General features: G+C 66.2%; 22 protein-coding genes. 5 read left to right on the forward strand and 17 right to left on the reverse strand.

What is annotated here, in order from left to right; translation table 11 throughout:
• Window positions 1–95: 95 nt before the first annotated feature.
• The 10 genes from I1A62_RS01450 to I1A62_RS01490 all read right to left on the reverse strand — a co-directional run bounded on the left by I1A62_RS01450 (window position 96) and on the right by I1A62_RS01490 (window position 10707).
• Window positions 96–521, reverse strand: a complete 426-nt coding sequence (locus tag I1A62_RS01450) for a hypothetical protein (protein ID WP_219453625.1) — start codon at window positions 519–521, stop codon at window positions 96–98.
• A gap of 141 nt (window positions 522–662) precedes the next feature.
• Window positions 663–1715 carry a porin PorA family protein gene (locus I1A62_RS01455; protein ID WP_257890337.1) on the reverse strand — a complete coding sequence of 351 codons (1053 nt, stop codon included), beginning with the start codon at window positions 1713–1715 and terminating at the stop codon, window positions 663–665.
• A gap of 216 nt (window positions 1716–1931) precedes the next feature.
• Window positions 1932–2324 (reverse strand): hypothetical protein, encoded by a 393-nt coding sequence (locus tag I1A62_RS01460; RefSeq protein WP_308340749.1) that lies wholly within the window; start codon window positions 2322–2324, stop codon window positions 1932–1934.
• Complete coding sequence (locus I1A62_RS46805; protein WP_308340752.1) at window positions 2252–3055, reverse strand: acyl-CoA dehydrogenase family protein; 804 nt, start codon at window positions 3053–3055, stop codon at window positions 2252–2254. Before I1A62_RS46805 ends, I1A62_RS01460 begins: the two co-directional genes overlap by 73 nt.
• Before the next feature lie 602 nt (window positions 3056–3657).
• On the reverse strand, window positions 3658–4293 hold the full coding sequence (locus I1A62_RS01465; RefSeq protein ID WP_219453630.1) for a 3,4-dihydroxy-2-butanone-4-phosphate synthase: 636 nt from the start codon (window positions 4291–4293) through the stop codon (window positions 3658–3660).
• Window positions 4294–4346: 53 nt separating this feature from the next.
• Entirely contained in the window at window positions 4347–5630 is a 1284-nt protein-coding gene (locus I1A62_RS01470; protein WP_219453632.1) for a CdaR family transcriptional regulator, read from the reverse strand.
• 1330 nt (window positions 5631–6960) lie between these two features.
• Window positions 6961–7758 carry a hypothetical protein gene (locus I1A62_RS01475; RefSeq protein WP_219453634.1) on the reverse strand — a complete coding sequence of 266 codons (798 nt, stop codon included), beginning with the start codon at window positions 7756–7758 and terminating at the stop codon, window positions 6961–6963.
• Complete coding sequence (locus I1A62_RS01480) at window positions 7758–9635, reverse strand: hypothetical protein (RefSeq protein ID WP_219453636.1); 1878 nt, start codon at window positions 9633–9635, stop codon at window positions 7758–7760. The genes I1A62_RS01475 and I1A62_RS01480 overlap by 1 nt, the downstream gene beginning before the upstream one ends.
• 4 nt (window positions 9636–9639) lie before the next feature.
• On the reverse strand, window positions 9640–9972 hold the full coding sequence (locus I1A62_RS45645; RefSeq protein WP_257890338.1) for a hypothetical protein: 333 nt from the start codon (window positions 9970–9972) through the stop codon (window positions 9640–9642).
• 516 nt (window positions 9973–10488) lie between these two features.
• On the reverse strand, window positions 10489–10707 hold the full coding sequence (locus tag I1A62_RS01490; RefSeq protein WP_219453638.1) for a hypothetical protein: 219 nt from the start codon (window positions 10705–10707) through the stop codon (window positions 10489–10491).
• A gap of 87 nt (window positions 10708–10794) precedes the next feature.
• On the opposite strand from I1A62_RS01490, the gene I1A62_RS01495 reads away from it, so the two are divergent.
• A complete protein-coding gene (locus I1A62_RS01495) occupies window positions 10795–10965 on the forward strand; it encodes a hypothetical protein (RefSeq protein ID WP_219453640.1) in 171 nt (56 codons plus the stop codon).
• A 118-nt stretch (window positions 10966–11083) separates the two neighbouring features.
• Window positions 11084–11581 carry an N-formylglutamate amidohydrolase gene (locus I1A62_RS01500; RefSeq protein WP_219453642.1) on the forward strand — a complete coding sequence of 166 codons (498 nt, stop codon included), beginning with the start codon at window positions 11084–11086 and terminating at the stop codon, window positions 11579–11581.
• A 164-nt stretch (window positions 11582–11745) separates the two neighbouring features.
• On the opposite strand, the gene I1A62_RS01505 is transcribed toward I1A62_RS01500, so the two are convergent.
• Window positions 11746–12090 carry an Lsr2 family protein gene (locus tag I1A62_RS01505; protein WP_219453644.1) on the reverse strand — a complete coding sequence of 115 codons (345 nt, stop codon included), beginning with the start codon at window positions 12088–12090 and terminating at the stop codon, window positions 11746–11748.
• Window positions 12091–12245: 155 nt separating this feature from the next.
• Here I1A62_RS01505 and I1A62_RS01510 point away from each other — a divergent pair, with 155 nt between their 5' ends.
• Complete coding sequence (locus tag I1A62_RS01510; RefSeq protein ID WP_219453645.1) at window positions 12246–12497, forward strand: hypothetical protein; 252 nt, start codon at window positions 12246–12248, stop codon at window positions 12495–12497.
• Window positions 12498–12901: 404 nt separating this feature from the next.
• On the opposite strand, the gene I1A62_RS01515 is transcribed toward I1A62_RS01510, so the two are convergent.
• From I1A62_RS01515 to I1A62_RS01525, 3 genes are all read right to left on the reverse strand, one after another.
• Window positions 12902–13207 carry a WhiB family transcriptional regulator gene (locus I1A62_RS01515; protein WP_219455004.1) on the reverse strand — a complete coding sequence of 102 codons (306 nt, stop codon included), beginning with the start codon at window positions 13205–13207 and terminating at the stop codon, window positions 12902–12904.
• 480 nt (window positions 13208–13687) lie between these two features.
• Window positions 13688–14014: a hypothetical protein gene (locus tag I1A62_RS01520; protein WP_219453647.1), complete on the reverse strand. Its 327-nt coding sequence runs from the start codon at window positions 14012–14014 to the stop codon at window positions 13688–13690.
• Entirely contained in the window at window positions 14011–14301 is a 291-nt protein-coding gene (locus I1A62_RS01525) for a hypothetical protein (protein WP_219453649.1), read from the reverse strand. Before I1A62_RS01525 ends, I1A62_RS01520 begins: the two co-directional genes overlap by 4 nt.
• Before the next feature lie 160 nt (window positions 14302–14461).
• Between I1A62_RS01525 and I1A62_RS01530 the strand changes: the two genes are divergently transcribed.
• A protein-coding gene (locus I1A62_RS01530; RefSeq protein ID WP_257890339.1) for an IS3 family transposase occupies window positions 14462–15915 on the forward strand; the annotation gives its coding sequence in 2 pieces (ribosomal slippage) (window positions 14462–14834 and window positions 14834–15915; 1455 coding nt in all).
• Between the two features lie 371 nt (window positions 15916–16286).
• Here I1A62_RS01530 and I1A62_RS01535 read toward each other — a convergent pair.
• A complete protein-coding gene (locus I1A62_RS01535) occupies window positions 16287–16493 on the reverse strand; it encodes a hypothetical protein (RefSeq protein ID WP_219453651.1) in 207 nt (68 codons plus the stop codon).
• 1138 nt (window positions 16494–17631) lie between these two features.
• On the opposite strand from I1A62_RS01535, the gene I1A62_RS01540 reads away from it, so the two are divergent.
• Complete coding sequence (locus tag I1A62_RS01540; RefSeq protein ID WP_219453653.1) at window positions 17632–19506, forward strand: RNB domain-containing ribonuclease; 1875 nt, start codon at window positions 17632–17634, stop codon at window positions 19504–19506.
• A gap of 112 nt (window positions 19507–19618) precedes the next feature.
• On the opposite strand, the gene I1A62_RS01545 is transcribed toward I1A62_RS01540, so the two are convergent.
• A complete protein-coding gene (locus I1A62_RS01545; protein ID WP_219453655.1) occupies window positions 19619–19978 on the reverse strand; it encodes a histone-like nucleoid-structuring protein Lsr2 in 360 nt (119 codons plus the stop codon).
• Window positions 19979–20110: 132 nt separating this feature from the next.
• Entirely contained in the window at window positions 20111–20440 is a 330-nt protein-coding gene (locus I1A62_RS01550; RefSeq protein WP_219453656.1) for a hypothetical protein, read from the reverse strand.
• Window positions 20441–20450 lie beyond the last annotated feature (10 nt).

Below are 20450 nucleotides of genomic sequence, written 5' to 3' on the forward strand. Positions count from 1 at the left end.
GTACCTGTCGTGCGGCCGAAAGGTGCGGAGGAAGGACGCGCCTGAGTAGCTGAGACCTCGACGTGTTCACCACGATGCCCGCGCGTCGACCGGGTCTATGTGGGGAGCGAGCTGCGGTTCCGGATGCCGTCCGTGCAGAGTTCGGCGCCGATTCCGAGTAGCCATACGTCTTTGGCGATCGCGATTCCATCGGGAGTGGGTCGGATTCCCGTGCGCATACCGGGGGTTCGCACGTACAGGCCGAGAAGGCCGGCGGCGAAGCCGGTCAGCGCCGCACCTGCGGCCGCAGCGGGCACAATTGGGGCGAGCAGGGCGGCACCGAGCGCGATCTCGGCCCCGGCCAGGATTTTGAGGAACTTGGGTGCCTCGAGGTTGTTGAGAATAGGATAGGTTCCTGCGGCCAACCCGTGCACACCTGCCGCCATCTCCTTGTTTCCGGACCATTTGCCGAGGCCGGAGCTGAGAATGAAGGCGCCCGTCACGAGTCGGGTCGGTAGGTGGGAGGTATTGATACGAGGCATGTGTTCGCACGCTTTCGGTCGAGTGGTGAACGTCGGGTTTCTGACCGGACGGTGGCCGGGGTTTGCCGGACTACCTGCAGGTTGCGGTCAACTGGGCGATTATGATGAAACGGCGCCGCCGTGGCGAGGGGGTGTCGATGGTCAACGGGCCCCAAGCGACTCGGGATCACGGTGGGGAGTCGATTGTGTCGGGGGGCGCTTGCGGAGCCGAAGCAGCCCGGTGACGATGAGGATCAGACCAATCAGTGCCGAACCGAGTGGGACGACAACTCCCATCAGCGTGAGCAACTTGTCTACCGTCGAGGCTGTGGCTGCCGCGTCGGCGACCGACTGATCGGTGAGTTGTGTATCGAGGGCAAGAACCGGCATGACGCTGACATTTTCGCCACCGAGCTCGACGTTTGCGATCACCTGCAGGTTCAGTGAGCCGTCCGCAGGCGTTCCGAGGGTCTTGTCGGTGGACAGCGCCAGCTTGCTCACGGCGGTGTAATTGAACGGCACCGGATCGGGCAGCGAACCGGCCGCCGCGCCCAGCTTCGCTTGCAGGTCAGCCGGCAGGAGCGGGGCGAGCGAGGCGAGCTGCGCCTTCGGCATGCCGGGCGGCAATCCGTTGAGAATATTGGGATCGGCAAGCGGGCCAGCTGCTTCGACGGTGTAGTTGAGCACGTCTCGACCCGATACAGAGCCTTCACCGGCAAATGTCATCGGTGCTGTCGTCCTGGTCGCGAAATCGTATAGCGCATAGCCTGCGTCCGGGTTCGGATCCATTGGCCAGCCCACCGTGAGACCTGCGTGCGGCTCCACTTCGACCCCGTCCGGGGCTGGTGCACTGTCCATAGTCGTGCGGTCAAGTGCGTAGGTGTGGTTGGAGGGCAGAGATACTCCTCCCGGCGCTTCGACGGTCAGATCATCGTGTGTGATGGCAGTGTTCCCGTCCACACTCGAGACGTACACGTGTCGGTCGACGGAGACGGGGACGTTGGTAGCCACCACGTTGGCAAGATCGCCGGCCTGAAGGGCCGTCGGATTGAGCATCGTCCCCGCGCCCTCGTAACGGAGCGTCACATCGAGGTCATCAGGCATCTTCGAGGCCGCCGGCACTAGGAAAAATCTCAGCGTCACCGCAAGCAGGACGAACAGAACACCAACTGCTATAGACAATTTCGTTGATCGGGGTACTGGCATAGAGATCATTCCTAGTGAGAGATTTGTGTGGCTTCGCCGGCGAGTGATGCCGTGGTGTTATCGGGCCAGAGTTTTCGGTTCCGTGAGGGCCCGTGATCGGATCCTCGGTCGGGAGCCGAAATCAATCGACTTTCGGGTACGTGCTCACGTCAGCGATCCGGATCGGCTCGGTACGGGGGGGGTACCGGCCAAGACCCCCAGCGGTCGGGTCTTGGCCGGAACTCGTTAGATGAAGGGGACGTCGGGTTCGTTGCCCGCGAGGATCCGCCCGTACAACTCCGCATTGGTCGAGTGCAACAGGAACGAGTGCACCGACATGGTGCGGATGTCCCGCAGAATCGAACCGAGCTTGTCCGAACCCCGCAACGCATTCGCACCGGAACCGTGCTCGATGATCTCGCAAGCCTCCCGCGTCAGCTTGATCGCCCACGCGATATCCGCCCGACACCGCACCCGCTCGGCGATCTCCCACACCGCCCCGGACGCCGCATGCCCATCGACCGCACCGGTAATCCGGTCCGCATGGAACTTCGCCTGATCAAGCTTCATCCGCGCCTCAGCAAGCTGATGAAACGTGATCGGCGCATCGGCCTGCCGGGCATAGTTGGTGTAAGTGATCCCCGAGACCCCACCCGCTCCTCGAACGCCCGCAACGCCGCACGACCCAGCCCGATCGCCGGACCCACCGACATCGCACACATAAACGGCACAAACGGCTGGTTGTAATAGGTGTCACCGGCCAACGACGCCGTCCGATAATTACCGGTCACAATGTCCATGAACGGAATCGCCCGATGCTCGGGCACGAACACATCCTCGAGCACCACCGTGTTCGAGCCAGTCCCGATGAAACCGGTGACGAACCAGTCGTCCTTGACCTCGAACTCCGCCTTCGGCACCAGGAACGCAACCGGCGCCCCACCCTCGTCCGGAATCCCCGGAACGATGATCCAACCAGCATGATGCTGACCCGAGCTGAAACCCCACTTACCGCTGACCCGATACCCACCCTCGACCGCCGCGGCACGGCCGGTCACCGCGAACACACCCGCCGAACGCGGAACATCCGAACTGAGGAACTCATCGAGCGCCTGATCACCGAACGCACACACCATGTGCCCGACCGCGTTGTAAATCGACGTCACCCACGCAAACGACCCATCCGCCTCGGCCAGGGTCGCCATCACCTCCGCCTGCACTGCCGTCGGCGCACGCCACCCACCCCGCTCCACCGGCAACGACATCACCGTCAAACCACCATCGACCAACGCCTGCACCGAACGATCCGGAGCACGCCGCAACTCCAACGCCTCCGGCGCCCCCTCGGCCACCACCGGAACAATCTTCACCGCCTCCGCCAACAAATCCCGGGTATCACGCGGCATCGCAGTAGCAGTCACTGTTGTCCTCCATATTTTGATTCATTGATGTGGGTCCGAGAAACCGTCTTGGCTTCCGGTTTCATGAGACACGTGCAGGGATCGACTTCCTCGATCCCGCGCTGTCGGGCGAAGTCATCACGCCATCTGCGTGTGCTAGACCACACTATGCTGACATATGTTATAACGTCAAGTCCTAAAATGTCTTTTTACACGAAAGCTAGCTTCTCGAACTGCGCGTCGTAATACATTGCGCAGCAACGTATTCAACCGGTATCACGTTTCATTTGCCCGGGACACGCCAGACACTGTCGACCCTGCAAGCCCAAATATACGGCGTTGGCACCGCGTCCGCCCATAATCGACCTCGGAGCAGCGAACGCGGTTGCGACAATTGATGCCGCCAAGGTGGAACTGCACTGTACATAAATTGAATTCACGTTTTCTGGCCAACTCGCCTGAAGACTCCTCAGTATCCGGATCGGAAGATGACGTTCCCCGCGCAGCTGCCGAACGCGTTGCACCACTAGAAAAAACAACTCGACGGACTGCGTGAAAGACTCGGATGACAATCACCGGCCGGGCGCCGAGGTGCGGCCAGTATGCACGGCTACGAGTCCGTGCCTGTCCGCAAATCGGACCGCTTCCTCTGAATTCGCCAGTTGCGTTGGATCGTCGCTACTTTCGAGATCCGCGAACACTGCACCAGAACTGGAAGGATGCGCCCAATCGGCCAACTTTAATGCGAGAGCGGGGACAGTCCTGGCGGTCCCGCTCGACGCCTTGACTCGAACGGGAACGAGGTGCCCGGGCCGCGTGAGACCATTCGGTTCGGTAGAGGGATCGGCCAGCACACGCGCTGTTCGGGCGCGGTCGGTACCGGATATCCCCGTAGTCGTTCCCATTGCAGCATCTACGGCAACACATTGCCCACGGGAATGTGCGGGAGCGTACCGATCCGAGGGAATCGCCTCAGCAAGGAGGAGTCGGTCGCACACCACCTCGTGAAGGGCGACCTGCACGAAACCACCGGTATGGCGGATGATGAATGCCATCTGTGCGGTGGTGACGGTGCCGGCGCATGCCATCAACACGATGGCCGAATCGTCAATCATCACGATGGTCTCGCCTGCCGCCAGGGCTCGAATACCTCTTCCACCGTCGTGCGTCAACCTTCGTTCGCGGGTTTCGATGATCGAGGTTGTCATGGCGTGGTTCCGTTCTGTGCGTTGCGAATTAACATGCGGCACGCGTGTTCTGCTCACGCGGTAATTCCATCCTTGAGCACAAGGGCAGTCCACGTTTCGAGCGCTCGTTCATCGAGCGAATGCCCGATGAGTTGTTCGATCTTTTTCAGTCGATAGATGACGGTGTTACGAACAACGTAGAGTTCGTTGGCTACCGCGAGGGGACTGTGCTTGAGGCGTAGGTACGCTTCTGCGGTCTGTCGCAGCGTCAAGCTCTGGGGGTCGTCAGCAGCGAGCTCGCCCAGTTCAGCTTCGAGGAAGCCGCGGGCCTTTTCCATGTCCTGGGCCAGGACGGACAGCAGGTGCACATCAGCGAAGTCGACGCTGCGCTTCCTCAGTCCCGGCAGGGCGTCGAGTACTACTCGCGCCTGCTGCGCCTCGATATGAGTTCGTATGAAGCCTGCCAGTCCTTCGTGCGCTCGTCCGATCACTACCCGTACCGCGGCGTCACCGTCGAGATCGACGTCGACGTGCAGCGGGAAGGGCGACCGTGGGCGATTTCCCCATGCATACAGTGTGGACTGACCGTGTGGGACCAAGAGTATTTGTTCCGCGCCGCAGGCCCTGAGCGCGGTGTCGGCGATCTTGTTCAATCTCGAGTTCCGCCGCAGATCGTTGGTATCGGACCACAGGATCAGGCCGATGTGATGACTGTGCGCCAACGAGTATTGGAGTTCTTTTTCTGCGCTCGATAGGTCATACTCTTCACGACCGAGAAGGGCTCGCACGACCTGCTCACGTGCAGCGGCGGTTGTCGTCATCCACCGCCCGTATTCGGTCTCGTACTCGCGTCCGATGGCGTCGGAGAAGCGGTCGATGAAGCGCAGCAGAACCTGTGAAATCAATTGAAGCTGACCCGGTTGCTCTTCCGCGGGAACCATTTCCATGCACGCATGCATGTACTCGTCGGCGAGCCATTGGTGCCCCTTGCGGACAGCCGCCCAAATCGTCAACAGTGAGACTCCCCGTTGAACCCACTCTTGGACTGCCCGAACCGTATCGTCGTTGATCTCGGGCATCTGGAAGTCGTGGCCATCGATTGCCAGCATGGTGATGATCGCCCCCGATTCGGTGCCGAGACGAACCGTGGCCACTTGAGCCGGCCGGTCGCCGAACTCGGGAAAGATCTCGACACACCGCTGCGCGAGCTCCTTCCCCACCGCGACAGCCCAATCCAATGCTTCCCACCCCACCTGGCCAGCCGCCAGTTCGAGTAACTCGGTCGAGCAGACCGATTGAACCCGCTTCGAGTCGCTCACCTTGAGCTGGCTGACCCAACGCGCTTCTACGGTAGCCATCACCTGCTCCTTCGGCTCTGTGCCCGTCAACATCCTGCCGCGCGAAAGGCTCCGGTCTCGCGAGCACTCCGGCGCACCGGCCGGTTGAGTCAACGGCAATCCGCCGGGTGGCGTTGACCTGGTCCGATTGGCCCTCGATGGACATATTGAAGGCTACGTGACGCGGACCACATGCTTCTAGGACTCAACGCCAAAATCTGAAGCTAGAAATTGCGCGGAATTGCCCGACCTCATAGGCGGTGACCCGGTGATGGCGGCCGATCAGACCCGCCATCAGGGTCGCGACGTCGGGTGCCCGGATCACGGTGTCCCGCCTCTCGGGCAGCGCTCGCCGGACTTCCGCAGCGTCACCGGCAAGAGGCTCCACAGGTTTCGTTGCGCAAGAAAACCTGGCCGTTGCGGTGCCGGTCGGGGATCACGCTCGCGGCGCCCGACACAGGCGCCGCGACATGGACTTCGGCGCGCCTGACGGCTCGGGCTACCATGAGCACTCCTCCTCGCGTGCCTATGCGGCGATGTTCTGGACCAGGTCGTCGAGTGCGGTGAGGGTGGCAGCGCTGACCCGGTCGACGAGCCAGCGCAGCACGTCTCACAAAGGCGTCAATCCCACGAGGTAAGCGGCGGTCCGGGGCCGGAGGCCATCGGCGGCACCGGAGTGACAGATGAGGTCACCCGACGTTTACCGGACGGCGCGACGGCAGCGTTCGAACATGCACCGGGCCGCCCCGGGACGTCGGTGTCCGTATCGCCGGTCAGACACTCGCCGAGCACCTTAAGGGCTGTCAACCACCACCCCATCTCGTCGACACCAAGCCTGCCGGCTGCCGCAAAGCTGAGTGAAGACCAGCACCGACCCGGCGCGGCCATCGTCGGCGATCTCCCACCGCACCGCGGTGTCACCGGTTCTGTACTCGGGCAACCTCGGCGGGTTGGCGCGCGCGGTGCCATCTGCGCCAAGCGAGGAGGACATCTCACACTCATCAGCGCTCGCCACACCTCCGGGCGAGCGTGATCCAGGTGGCGCTCCAGGCGCAGGCGGTAGCGCCCGTGCTCGTCGACCGTGACGACATCGGTCACGAGACTATTTCTCCGGCACTCCGACCTTCGGTTCATCACTTACGGGTTCACGCGGCCACCGTCGGCGGCGGGCAGTCGACGATCCACGCACATCCGGACGTCCGGCACGCGCGTAGCAGTCCCGGGCGTTCGGGTACCCCACCTTCACCAGACACAACCGCGCGGGTGCGGCCTACTACAGGCGCTCGCCGATCGGACCCCCGGATCACCCGGTCGACTACTGCAATGCCCAGTCGTGATCAATGGATGACAGTTAGATCCAGTCGATGTGGACGGAGTCGATGTGGTCGAAGTGGAACCCGAACTGGTCGCTGTACCTGTCGAAGCCCTTGTTCTCCGGGTAGTCGAGGGTGGCGTGCCGCTCCAGGAGTGCGACGACGCGGGCGTGATCGTCATTCGCGAGTGCGGCGGCGAGTTCGCGGGACTCGTCGCTGCTGAACGGGGTGTCGGAGTTCGCGAAATCCAAGGTGCGGACCCGGTAGTCGTAGCCTTCGTCGGCACCGTTGCGGACCATCACACCGCCCCGGACGCGGATGACCGCCCGTTTCGGGGTTCCGTCCGGTCGCAGCACCCCGGCCCGTTTCATGATGTCCTGCGCCTTCACGGTTTTCAGTTTCTTGCTGGCGTCGGCCCGCAGTTCGTTCGTCTCCCCCGACCGGTACCGGGAGACCGCGGAGCGGGACCGGCCGATCTTCGCGGCCACTGCATCGATACCGCCTAGGCGTTCGATCGCCGCCCGGCGTTGGGCTCGCTCGAGCACATCCGCGTGCGGGATGCGGCCCTGCTGGGCCCACCGGCGCAACGTGCGCGCCGACGGCGGGGTGCGGCCGGCGTCGATCGCCGCCTGCCGCAACCCCTCGTTCCCGAGTTCCTTGCGTAGTTGTGTGACCGACACCTTGCTGGTCAGCCCGGCCAAGCCCCCGGTCTTGACCTGTTTGGATTTTTCGACGCCGCTGGTGGCGGCGTCGGAGACCGAGACCTTGAGGCCGTCCAGACCGACCGCCTGCTGCGGCAGCTTCGTGGTGCGCGGCCGCGGAAGATGCAGGGCCATCAGAGCACCCCCTCCCCGTCGTCGGTGTTCTCGTCATCGGTGGTGAAGTCGTCATCGGCTTCGAAGTCGTCGTCGGCGAACGCCGCAGTGATCGCCAGTTTCACCTCGTGCACATCCTCCGCCGAGGCCAGTGCCGTCTGGAGTGGGTCGGTGAGCGGTGTGTCCTTCTCCACCGACATCTTCCCCAACGCCGCACTCTCATCCGCAAGGTCCTCGCCGTCGGCGAGGAGGTACACCCAGGAGTCGGTGACCGTGCGGACCGGCCACCGGCCGTGTTCGCGGGCGATCCGCATCGCCACCCGCCGCCCGCGCCACCGGCAGTGCGCGATGATCGCCGCCCGCCACACAGGTTGGTGATGATGGGCCATCCGGGTCGCGGTCCACATGTCCGGGTTCACCATCCGCCCGATATACCCCTTGTAGCAGGACCCGACAAACAGTTTCGTCGCCGCATCCCCGGTATCCACCGACACCTTCCGGGCCTCACGGAGGATTTTCGCCCACTTGTCCAACACCCGGCCCTGCTGCGGAAACACCCACGCCTCCGTGATGTCGAGGTCGTCGAGGTCGGCGCCGATCCCGCCATCCGCCACCGGTTCCCGAAGCCCGTCGAGGCTGACCGTGGTGACCCAGGTCTGCACCGGCTGATCAATGAGCATGTGCGGGTGCGGCAATGGGAGTTTCTCCGGCAGCGACAGCGTCTGCGCGGGAGGGAGGGTGATCCGCCACAGCCCGAACGGGGCACCTTTCTCCCCCACCGCCGCCGCGGCCGCCGCCCCACCGGTCAGATGGGTGGGCTGCCCGTACCCGAATTCCAGCATCCCCGCCGACGCCAGGTAGGCGGCGCGTTGGTCGATGGACACCAACCGGCACGCCCCCTCCAGGTCCTGTTCGTCGGGGACCCGGGTCCACCCGGCCGCGGGTTCGAGGTCCCCGCGCCGGGCCCCGTCCAGCGGCGGCACCGGGCCCGCGGTCGCCACCACCAGGCCCTTGCCCGTCCGGGTGCGTTCTCGCTTGATCTTGTCGACGATCGCCGCCCCGGTCCGCGCCGGTGTCGGCCCCGGGAGCACCCCGAGGTGTTTCGCACACCACGCCAACCGGCGCCCCAACTCCCGCGCCGCCGGCAGATCGTCGTCGGGGAGATACGTTCCCGCCGTGGGTGAGCCGAGGATCCCCATCTCCCCGACCCGATTGTTCCAGCTGAAGTCCTTGTTCCAATAGGTCCACACGTAGGGCTCGATCACCACATCCACCATCGAGGTGAACTTGCCGATGCTGCGGGACAGGTGCACCACGTGCCCCGGATCGCCGCGCAACTCCCAGCCCGCGTTCAGCATCGGCATCAGCGTGGCCTGCAGGACCGCGGTCAGGTCGGCGGCGGCGCGGGTGCGCAGCACCTCCATGTCCTTGAAGTCGTCCTCATCGCCCGGGTCGATCACCCACCCCAACGCGTCACACGCGCCCTGGCCCACGATCCACACCTGCGGCGGCGTACCCAACGGCTTCAGGGCCGCCCAGCGCACCAGCTTGTCGAGCTTCTCCACCGAATCGACCGGACCGGTCAACTCCCGCCCCGACGGCGTATACGTTCCGTCGGCGGTCACGATCACCGCATGCTCATCCGCCTCGACCCCCACCGGTAGCGACTCCCACACCGGCCGAATCGATGTTGTCGGCTCGGGCGCCGGTGCAGTCGGTGGTTCCGCGGCAACGGTCGGTGTCGGCGATTCCGCCGGTTCCGCCTCAGCGGTCGGTGTCGGCGACTCTTCCGCGGCGGTGTCTTCCGCGTCGATCTCGGCGGCATCGTCGGGAGCGGGATCCGGCGCAGGGGGCTGGTGCACGTCGAACAGGGCAATCTGCTCCCACGGACGACTCATCGCGCTACCGCTCCCCGATCCGACCATCAGGATCTGCCACCGGGACGTCGTAGCGGTCGAGCAACTCCTGCAGCGCCACGTCCACGACGCTGGTGACCGTGAACCCTCGGTTCTTCACCAGCCACTTCAACCGGGCCTCCGTCGACGCCAACACCCACGTGTTCAGCTGCACCTTCACCGGACCCCTGCGGGGCTCGAGCTTCGACGTCAACCCCTCGGTGGGCGCCGCGGCGACGGGACCACCTGTCGAGGTTCGGGCATCGGTGCGCGGCTTCGATGTTCGGCCCCCGTCGCTGGTCCGCGACGAGTGTCCGCCCCGCTTTCCGGTCTGCGCCATACCCCACTCCTTCGCCCACCGTGGCCGCCGCGCGTGGTGCCGGCCGCCGCTGGACTCAGACTAGTCGATGCACGCACGATCACACGCTCTAGTACGCGCAGTGTTGCACGCATATTTTGCAATGTCGGGGTCGCGGGGTGAGCGCCGAGCTGGACGAGCCACGGCTGGCACTGGGCGTTGCGGACCCATCCGGGCTGGTGGCATGGCTGCGCCACCGCTCGCCTGCCATCCTCGGAGGATGGCAGGACCGCGATTGTCAGTGACGGTGGAGCTGCTCGGCGGGCGCAGCGAACAGCCGTGGCCGGGCCGCAGGACCGCGACTGTCGACGGTCGGCGGTCCGGTGAGATGTCCGGGCATTGATATGCCCCGACGTCGGGGGGTGACGCCGGGGCGGGGGTTCCGAGAATCGAATTGGGGGAGGATTCCCGGAACTGCGCACAGACTACACACCACGACCGACACGAGAGCGTGCGGCTACCGTTCCGCGGTCAGGCCGACATCGGGCGGGTTCACACTTATTCGCGCATCCCGTCGGCGAGCTCGAGAACGCGTCCCAGGTACCGCGTCACGAAGGCATCCAGTGCACGCCGCGACAACTCGGGATAGCCGGCCTTGCGGAAATAGTGCTCGAGATCGACCAGCTTGGTACCGATACCCACGCGCTGCTCATCCAGAGTCACCAGCTCGCCCACCAGACGATCGAGTTCGTCGGCCTTGCGCATCACACTGTCCATCTGTCTCACCTCGGCACTCGAGTTGGCGCGGGGCGGATGCTTCCCGGGGCGCTTGGCCTCCACCCGCCCCGCACGGGAAAGCCTAACATGTACTTCGAACATGCGTTCGATATTCGGTCGTCGGTTGCAGTCGGGTTCGGGGTGACGGCCGCACAGCAGCCCGAGGACCTCTCCCTCGCGGAGAGCCGACGGATCGGTGGTCTCGGCGATAGTCAGCGGCAGGCCCCGATCCCGGCCGCGGCCGTCCACCCGGCCTGAGAAGCAGCGCAGCACACACACAGCTCGTAGGCATTCGTGTCCACCAGCACGGGCTGTTGCCGCCGTGCGGGTGATCGCGCGGGGCGCCGTGAACGGGTTAACCCCAAGCCTTGTGCCGGTGTCCGCTCCCTCCGACGACATCCCCAACAACCCCCAGGCGCTGCCGTCATTGACCACACTGGCGCCGTCGGAGCACCCGCATATCATCACCACCCCGGCCCGGACCGGCACCAACATCGCACTGCTAATCCACACCTCGCTGACGGTGTTCGAGGTGGCGGCCGCACCGTGGGCGCCGGCGGTCTCGGGGTTCGTGGTCACCGTGCTCGTGCACAGCGTCGACGCCGCCACCGGCCTGCCGCGGCATCTCCCCACAGCCGAGCCGAACGAGTGGGCGCGGGCGATCTTCGCCGGCATCGACGCCGCGCAGGGGTATTTCCTCGGCGCCGTCGACCCGGACACCGGCGAGCACCGGGACGGGCAACTGGCCTACCGGCTCTACCTCGACACCGACCGGCAGCCGATCCGAGTGCCTCACCAGGTGGTCGGCTGTCCGCACTACCGGATCCGCACCGGTGACGGCGATCCCGAGATTCGGATCGTCACCACCGCTTGAGCTCACGACGTGCAGCACGTGGTCGCTCGCGGCGACTGTTCCGGTGCGGTACCCGGGGTATGCGCGCGCAACATCGGCCTGTTCCACAGCGGACCCTGCGCGGGCACTCCACGGGCCGGTGTGTTCGCCGACGGTGAACGACCCCGAGGACGGGTCACCCGTGGTCAGTGGGCGTCGCGGAAGGCCTGCTCGATCTCGGCGGGGATACGGCCCCGGGAAGACAGTTCGTAGCCCTGCCCGCGCGCCCAGGCCCGGATCTTCTTCGTCTCGTCCGACGACCGCCGCGCAGCAGGGGCAGCCGACCGGTCCGCGCGGTGTTTACGGCCCCCGACCCGGGTGGAGTGGGCGATGTAGTACTCGAACGTCTCTCGAAGTTCCTTGGCGTGCTCGTCCTTCAGGTCGATCACGTACTCGACACCGTCGACGGCATAGTGGATGCTCTCGCCGTCGTCACCGAACACGGTGCCGTCGATGTCGTCGACCAGCTCCACCACGACCTTGCGTGCCACAGATTCACTCCTCGCGTTCTTCGTCGGTCCGGATCTGATGACAGTACTGGAAGTACCAGGTAACCCCGCCGAGCTCAGCGGCCGACAGCGGGATCCGCCGAACCACCGGCGGGTGGATTCGTCCACTGGTGTGCGCGCCGGCCTAGCATCGTGCAATGACGACGATGAGGTCGCTACCGCTGAACGCGATCAGACTCGGCTACCGCATCGCGCGCCTTCCCCTGCGGCTGATGGAGGACGTCACCGCGTCCGAACACATCGCAGTGTTCGCCTATCGGTGCGATCGGGTCGCCGCCCGGATCCTGCGGGACGAGAGTCTGTTGTTCGTCGACCCCGAGCACACGGCGGTGGTCCGGCTGCACGACTACCGGGACCGACTGCGTGGTCGCAGCAACCCCACGCAGTAGACGAACACCGACCTCACCCCGGGTGAGAACCGAGACGGGGGTGCCGAACCGCCCTGCCTGGGTGGTGCGCGGCGGAACTCGCCGTATTCTGCGCGCAGGCCAGGCGCTGCTCAGCCCACGACCACCGCCACCGCTCACCCGGTGGTGCCGGCCCGCCGAACATGATCGGCGACGACGGCTACGGCGCGGCTCGAGGACGCACGGCACCAGACGGTGCGACGGCAAGGCCGCCCCATCCCGCCGGGGGAAGCCGACCACCACCGCCTCCGGTGATGTGCGCCCGGAGCCGAGCCAACACCCTACGCAGATGGTGGGTGCCTCCAGCAGGGCACGGGGAGGCCGCCGCCGCCGGCGACCCTGATGCATCCGAGGATCGGTGCCGCGGTGCCGCGGTGCCGCGTCCGCTACCGGGCGGATGCCCACTCGCGTTCGGCATCGTCGGATACCGATCGCCGCGGTGGCAGCGATCGGCGTTCGCCGCGGCGGCGGGCATGCCGCCTGCGCTCGGTTTCGGTCATCCCGCCCCAGGTTCCGTACGGCTCACCCGTCGCCAGGGCATGGTCACGGCACGCGGCAAGCACCGGGCAGTTATGGCAGATCTGCTGGGCCCGCATTTCGCGCCGGGCCCGGGCCTGGCCGCGTTCGGTGTCCGGGGAGAAGAACACCGACACGTCGAGTCCGCGGCAGGCGGCCCGCTCCTGCCACCCCACGCCCCCGGGGGTCGGGGTCTGGTACGCCGGTAGCGGTGCGGTTCCTGCGGGTGACACTGCCGATTCCCTTTCCGTTCACCCGAGCCCGTCGTTGCTCCGAGCCCGGGAATGGATCGCGGGCCGGGACAACGGGCGTCGGGGCCCTCATGTGGCCACGGGGTCCCGGTCACGCCGCGTTGAGAGAGGAAACCGGTCACCCTGTTTGCAGAGGTATACCGGAGCGTGCGGCCCCGGCGCCACTCGGTCGCATGTCCAACATCCCGGCCGGCCCAAGATTCCGACGCAGCGGTTCACCTGCACGTTCGTTCGCATTCGTGCGTTGGTCATTCCACGCGGCCCCCTCGGGCGCACCGACGGATCCACCCCGGCGGGGCGCGCGGCACGACGCCCGCAAGCGGGTCCCACGCTCGTCAGATACAGAACGGTGCACCGCGCCTGTGGAACTCGACTGGGACCGTTCTGGTGTCTGCGCGGACCTCGCTACATGCGGGCGTGCCGGTCCCGGTCCTGGATAATCTCATCCGCCAGCCGGTACACCGCCAGTTCGTCGGGGATGCCCACCTTGGTGGCGGCATCACGGGCCGCGAGGAACGCACGGACCTGCTCGTCCCCTGCTGTGCGATCTCGGCTCAGGAACGCCTGGCGTGCGTCGGCGAGGTCCTCGAGCACCCACCACTGGAAACGGTCGAGACCGGCGGCGATCTCGGAGATCCGCGCCCGCTCCGACCGGCGGGTGCGCCAGCGGTCCGCCAGGTCGGAACCCCCGAGCAGGAGACCGAGAACGACGGCGCAGACCGCGGTGATCACCGTGCCTCCCGGCGCGCGGCCGCAGACCTGGCCAGCTCCCGGGTGACCGACCGTGCCGGCTGCCGGGTGACGGAGACCAAGGCGACGGTCGCCGCGATCGCGACCACGAGGATCAGCAGCAGCGGCAGCGGGACCTCGGACGTGAACGCCGCCGAGGCGGCCGTGACCACGAAGGCGAGCACGCCGAGCACCCAGAGGGCCCGGGCCGCCACTACCCGACGGGTGAGTTGGGCGGCCGAACCACCGACGACCAACAGGGCGCCGATCCAGAGGGTCCAGGTGGTCATGGCGGTGCGGGTCCTCCCAGGCGGTCGACGGGCGTGAAGTCACGTCACAGGGTGTCATGCCCCTGGAGGCCGACAGCCGGGCCCCTGCGTGTCAGGCTGAGTTGAGTCCACCGGTTCACAGCAACCCCGCCTGCAGGGCGAGATACGGATCAACCCGACAATGACAATTTCCAGCCTGGCCGTAGCCGGGGACAATGGTCACATGGAGTCTTCCCACCCACGTTCCGACGGACCACGCCGACGCTCATTCGCCCCGGCGGACAAGCTCGCGCACCTGGCCGCCTACGAGCAGGCCTGCCAGACGAACGAAGGCGGCGCCTACCTGCGCCGCGAGGGCCTCTACTCCTCCCTCATCACCGAGTGGCGCAAGCAACGCGACGCCGGCGTCCTCGACGGCAAACCCGCCGGCGCGAAGGTCGGCAAACTCACCGCCGAGCAGGCCGAGATCGCTCGCCTCAAGCGGGAGCTCGACCGCACGAACAAGCGACTGGCCACCACCGAAGCCGCCCTGGACATCATGGGAAAAGCGCATGCTCTCTTGGAATCGCTCTCCGAGAGAGCGGATTTGGACGACAAGCCAACCAAGCGCTGACCGCAGCATGGACCGAACTGACCAACGTCGGGATGTCGACGAGAACAGCAAGCGCAGTGACCGGTGTGGTCCGGTCGACCGCGGTCCGGCGTCGCGCCGCGGCCGCCGCACCGACACCTTCCGCTCCAGTCCGACCTACGCATCCGCCGGCGAACAAGCTCACCCCGATCGAACGCCGCCGCATCCTCGACACACTCAACAGTGACCGGTTCGTCGATCAGGCGCCGCTCGAGGTGTACGCGCAACTCCTCGACGAGGGCGTCTACCTGTGTTCGGTGTCGACGATGTACCGCGTCCTGCGGGAGAACGCACAGGTCAGTGAACGCCGCAGGCTCGCCCGGCACCCGGCGAGGACCTGCCCGGAGCTGGTCGCGACCGCCCCGCGGCAGGTGTACTCGTGGGACATCACGAAGCTCGCCGGGCCGGACAAGGGCCGCTACTACGACGCCTACGTGATGATCGACATCTACTCGCGGTACATCGTCGGTGTGCACGTCCACGCACACGAATCGGGTGTGCTGGCACGGGAGTTGATGGAGCAGATCTTCGCGGTGCACGGCATTCCGCAGGTCGTGCACGCCGACCGTGGCACGTCGATGACCAGCAAGTCCGTCGCGTCACTGCTGTCGGATCTCGAGGTCACCCGCTCGCATTCGCGGCCGCGGGTCTCGAACGACAACCCGTATTCGGAGGCGGTGTTCAAGACCCTCAAGTATGGACCGGAGTTCCCCGAACGGTTCGGATCGCTGCGTGAAGCAAGGGAATTCATGATGCAGTTCACCGAGTGGTACAACCACGAGCATCGCCACACCGGCATCGGGCTACACACTGCCGCCGACGTCCACTTCGGTTTGGCGGCGGCGAAGGCCGCCGAACGTCGGCAGGTACTCGAGGCAGCACGGGCCAGGCATCCGTACCGCTTCGGCACTACGACAGCGCCGAAGATCCTCGACCTGCCCGACACCGTCTGGATCAACCGCCCCGCCGACGATTCTGCGGAGGCCGAAACGTCAGCCGCTTAACACCCGGTGGACTCAACTCCCTTGACAAGTTCCGGGCAGGCCATGAGCGGGAATTAATCGGGCCGCACTCTCGGCGAAGACCGTCGGAGCTGCGCACACAGGCGCACAATCGGCCCATGCGACTGATTGTGCCGATGCTGGCCACCCCCGGGGGGAGCCAACTTCGACCTACTCCGCCAACGTGCCATACACGCCGGATAGCTAAGCGGCTTTGGGTTAAAGCAATCACGATAATTGCGCCACATCCGATGACGTGACGGACAAACCCCTCAACCGGGGGAATTTCGTGACCAATGACAGAGGTGGATAGCACACGCCACCATCACCTCACCCCTGCCCGATCTCCTTCACCACATCTGACAAGGCCGACGTCAGCCCTCCAGGTGTTGCAGGTCCGTCGAACCGACGGCACGAAACGCGCGGGACGCCTTCAACCCCTTTCGCACCACCCAGAGTTGAAAAATCGCCACGACAACCGACACCGCCGCGAAGACCATCGCCAGAAACCACCACCACGCGTCAAACACGAGATAGAGCACCGCACAGGCACCGGCGGCGGCAATGAACGCCCACGGCACACGGTTCAGCGTGCGAGCCTTCTCTGTGGCACGAGTCATCTCCGCAAGATAAAAGTCCTGGCTGTGTGAATGAATGTCGATCTCCCGTCCTCAACTGATCCGACACCGGTGGCAACCGTCCACGGCGACCGGGGACACAGTGTCCGCGTCCTTCGTCGCTACCACCTGCCATCGCGCACCGTAAACGTAGAGGTCGTCACCGACACTGCGCGATGTCCACACACCCCGGCCACCGTGGGCGTGGCTGCGCGCCGCGACCCCACCACTCGGCAACGGGTCGTTGGCGGCCAGTTACCGGCGGACGCCCATAGGAAACCCGATCCCGTCTCGCCGTTGCCGCTCTTGGTGCCCCGACGGCGATCATTCGCGTACAGGTCGAGGGCACTCCGGCCACTGTCCGGGTGCAGCGGCTGCCCGTGGTGGCCCAGGTGCACCAATTGCCGAGAAACTGTTTCGCGCAGTGGTTCTCCGGCCACGCTCACCGCCGTGCCATACGGCCTGCGCCTGACGTGCGGTGCGGGTGCCCTCGCCGGGATGTCCCACTCGTCGTCGGCGAGCACACCCCGCCGATACGCCCGCCGCACGTCATCCCAGCTACCCGTGGCATACACGTCCACCGACTGGTCGCCTTCGGTGGGTACATCGCCGTAGGTGTAGTTCCAGTGCACCCGGAACGCCCCTTGATGGGAACCGCATCCCTTCTTCGGCCCCGGCTGTGTGCCGACGCACCGCGCCACTCCACGAGGTCGCAGGCCCGTGTGGGCCGGCGGTGTGACCGTGTGCGGACGGGGCCTCAGGCGATCATGCCCGTGGGCTGGGAGACGTCGACGTCGAGCAGGACATCCCACGAGACCGGGGACCTGGATTGCGGGAATCGTCGTGTTCGGCCGAATAAGGGGCTCGGCGTCCTCATCGGGACCGCTCGTGCTGCCCCGCGAGGATCACCGCCACGACCGTCCACCTCGTCGGCCGGGGTAGCGACACTCCCGCAGTGCGGACCGCACACCAGTCCCTGGGGACCTCGCACGAGAAACGCCACCTGCCTGGGGGTTGGCCAGGGCGTCGTGTGTCGGCGACCCGCAGGGTCCGGAGCCGGTTATCGTCGAAGACCTGTAGTGAATCAAGGGGGCAAGCGACCATGGCATCACCGACCACCACCGACCTGTCGACGCTGCTGATGATCGACTCCGCGTCCGCGCGGGACCGCGACGACGCCTTCGCCGTCACCCCGCTCGCCGGCGGCCACGGCTGGGCGGTCGAAGTTCATATCGCCGGTGTCGCCGACGTCATCGACTTGGGGTCGGTCGCCGACGAGCAGGCGTTCCTGCGGGCCGAGACCCGGTACCTGCCCGGCCGCACCGTCCCGATGCTCGGGGAGACCGCCGAACAGGCGGCCACCCTGACCACCAAAGCCGCGCGGACCAGCCTTCGGGTCACCGGCACCCTCACCCCCGACGGCCGACTGATCGGCACCGCCGTCGGCCGCGGACAGATCCCGCCGGGCCGGTGCGTGGCCGTCGACCACGCGCAGGTGCCCGGCGCCCTGACCGACCCAGCCCATCCACTCCATGCCCAGCTGGCTGCGGCGGATGCCGCCGCGCAGGCCCTGCTCGGCGCCCGCCGCGACGGCGGAGCCCTGGCGTTCTACGACCTCACCCGCGGCTGGGCAGCCAACGAGGACGGCGCCATCGTGCCGATCGCCGCCGAACTGCGCACCGTCGCCTACGTCATCGTCCAAGAACTGATGATCGCCACCAACGAAGCGGTCGCCCTCTGGTGCGTGGAGCAGGGGTTGCCGATTCTGTTCCGCAACCACCGGCCCAACCCCGTCGCCGGCCCCGCCGACGAGCTGATGACCGAGATCGCCGCCGCGGCCGGGGACCCGGACCTGTTCGCGAAACTCCGGGGGCGGCTGCTGTCGACGCTGCGGGCCGCGACCTACGACCCGACCGTCCACGGCCACTACGGTCTCCGTCTCAGCGCCTACACCCATGTCACCTCCCCGCTGCGCCGGGTGGCCGACCTGATCAACCAGCGGATCATCCTCGCCCACCTCGACCACTCCCCCACCCCCTACACCCCGGACCAACTGGCTGCCCTCGGCGCCGACCTGAACCGGCGCACCCGCGCAGCCCGGGAGGCGAAGAAGAACCACTTCAAACACGCCGACCACCGCCTCGTGACCCAAGAGGCGGCACGCGACCTCACCGCCCTCGACGGTCGCACCTTCCACAAGGTCCTCAAAACCGCCGCCGCCGCACCACGTCGCGAGGAGATCGCCGCCGAACTCGCCCGCCGCGTCGACGCCGACCTGCTCACCGCCCCGGACGTCGCGGTCCTGATCGACGCCGCCGACCCCACCTGGCTTCCGATCCAACTCCGAATCCTGGACACCCTCGCCGACACCCATCCGGAGATGGGCCCGAGTGTGGTGTCGGTGTGGCGGCAAACCCACCCCGACCAATCCCCCACCGACGTCGAGACCCGGCAGAGCGGCGCCGCCCACCACCCACTGTTCGCCGCCCGCGCCACCCACCTCGGAATCCGCGGACCCTGGACCACCGCCGCCGCGAAGAAGCCCGCCGAACAGGCAGCCCTGTGGGCGGCACTGCGGGCGCAGCTGACCGGCACCGACCACCCCGACACCGAACCCGAATGGCCCACCACGCCACAACCTTCGGAGCCGACGACTCCCCCACCGGCGCCGGATCATCCCGGCCTCGCCGCCTCGACGCCGCAACGTACGACCGGCCAGGCCGCGCTGAATCTGGACGGGGCGAAGAAATCCAAGGCCCTGTCCAACCCCACCGCCTGGCTGATGAGCCTGGCCCAGAACAACCATCAGGCCCCACCCGAGTGGGAGATTCGCACCGACGGACCCGCGCACGCACCCCGCTTCACCGCCACCGTGCACCTCGCCGGCCACACCGCGACCGCCGACGCGACAGCGAAAACCGCGGCGAAGACCGCATCAGCGGCCGCGCTCATCGAAGCGCTCTTCGCACACCACTGAAGGCTACGAGTGTCCGCCTCCCAGATGCTCACCTAACGTTGCGAGCAACGCTAGCTTAGATAGCAATGCGATCCCAGGCTCGGGCTGCGGAGCTGAGACGTCCCCAGTCAGCTCAGATCCACCAGTTGGACAATGCGTGCCGCAGTAGCGTCAGTTCGCGTCCTGATACTCCCCCGTCCCACCTCTGCCGAAACCTCTCCGCGCGAGAAGTTTCGTACCCTTGCTCGGTCGCCCAGGCGCGAATCTCCTTGGCGTTCCCGCGCCGACGAACCGGGCATCCGGTGCCACGGGACGATCCAAGCGTTGTTGTGCGGCCACCGACCCGGGTGGCGTGTTCAATGAAGAGTCCGGTCTGCTTGTGAATTTTGTTGGCGTGCTTACCTTTCAAGTCGATTTCGTAGTCCACCCCGTTGACGGAAACGGTGACCAGTTCGACAACTACTTTGCGCGCCACAGTTCCCCGATCTCTCACATCTTCTCGTCAGCAGGCAGAACCCTACTGGCGGGGGCAACCGATCAGGGGGACGAAAGAACCCCGGGGACGTGTCATTCACGCAGGTCACTCGCCGGTTGGACGGCGTGCGGGAGCAGCCGGGGGCTGGTCCTATCGGGTGTGCACCCGGGTGTCCCTCAGGGGGCCGAGCGCGAAGTAGATGGGCGGCGGACACAGTGCGATGGAAGGCAGGAAGGTGGGGACCTCCGGCCCCCACACGGTGATGGTGTTGACGGGATAAATCAGATTGGTAAACGGGACGCACACCAGTTCCAATTGGTGGGTGTTCACCGATCCGGGTGCACAGGTCGACATGGCACCGACCGCGAAGAACTGTATGTCGCACCCGCTCGGAGCTGGGGCGGCGTGTGCGGGCGCCGCGGTCAGGGACAGGACGACGGCCGTGGACGCGACGAGGGCGAGGCGCAGAAACCGAGACATGGGATCCTCC

The sequence above is a fragment of the Rhodococcus sp. USK10 genome (genome assembly GCF_019378875.1).
Lineage (GTDB): Bacteria > Actinomycetota > Actinomycetes > Mycobacteriales > Mycobacteriaceae > Rhodococcus_F > Rhodococcus_F pseudokoreensis.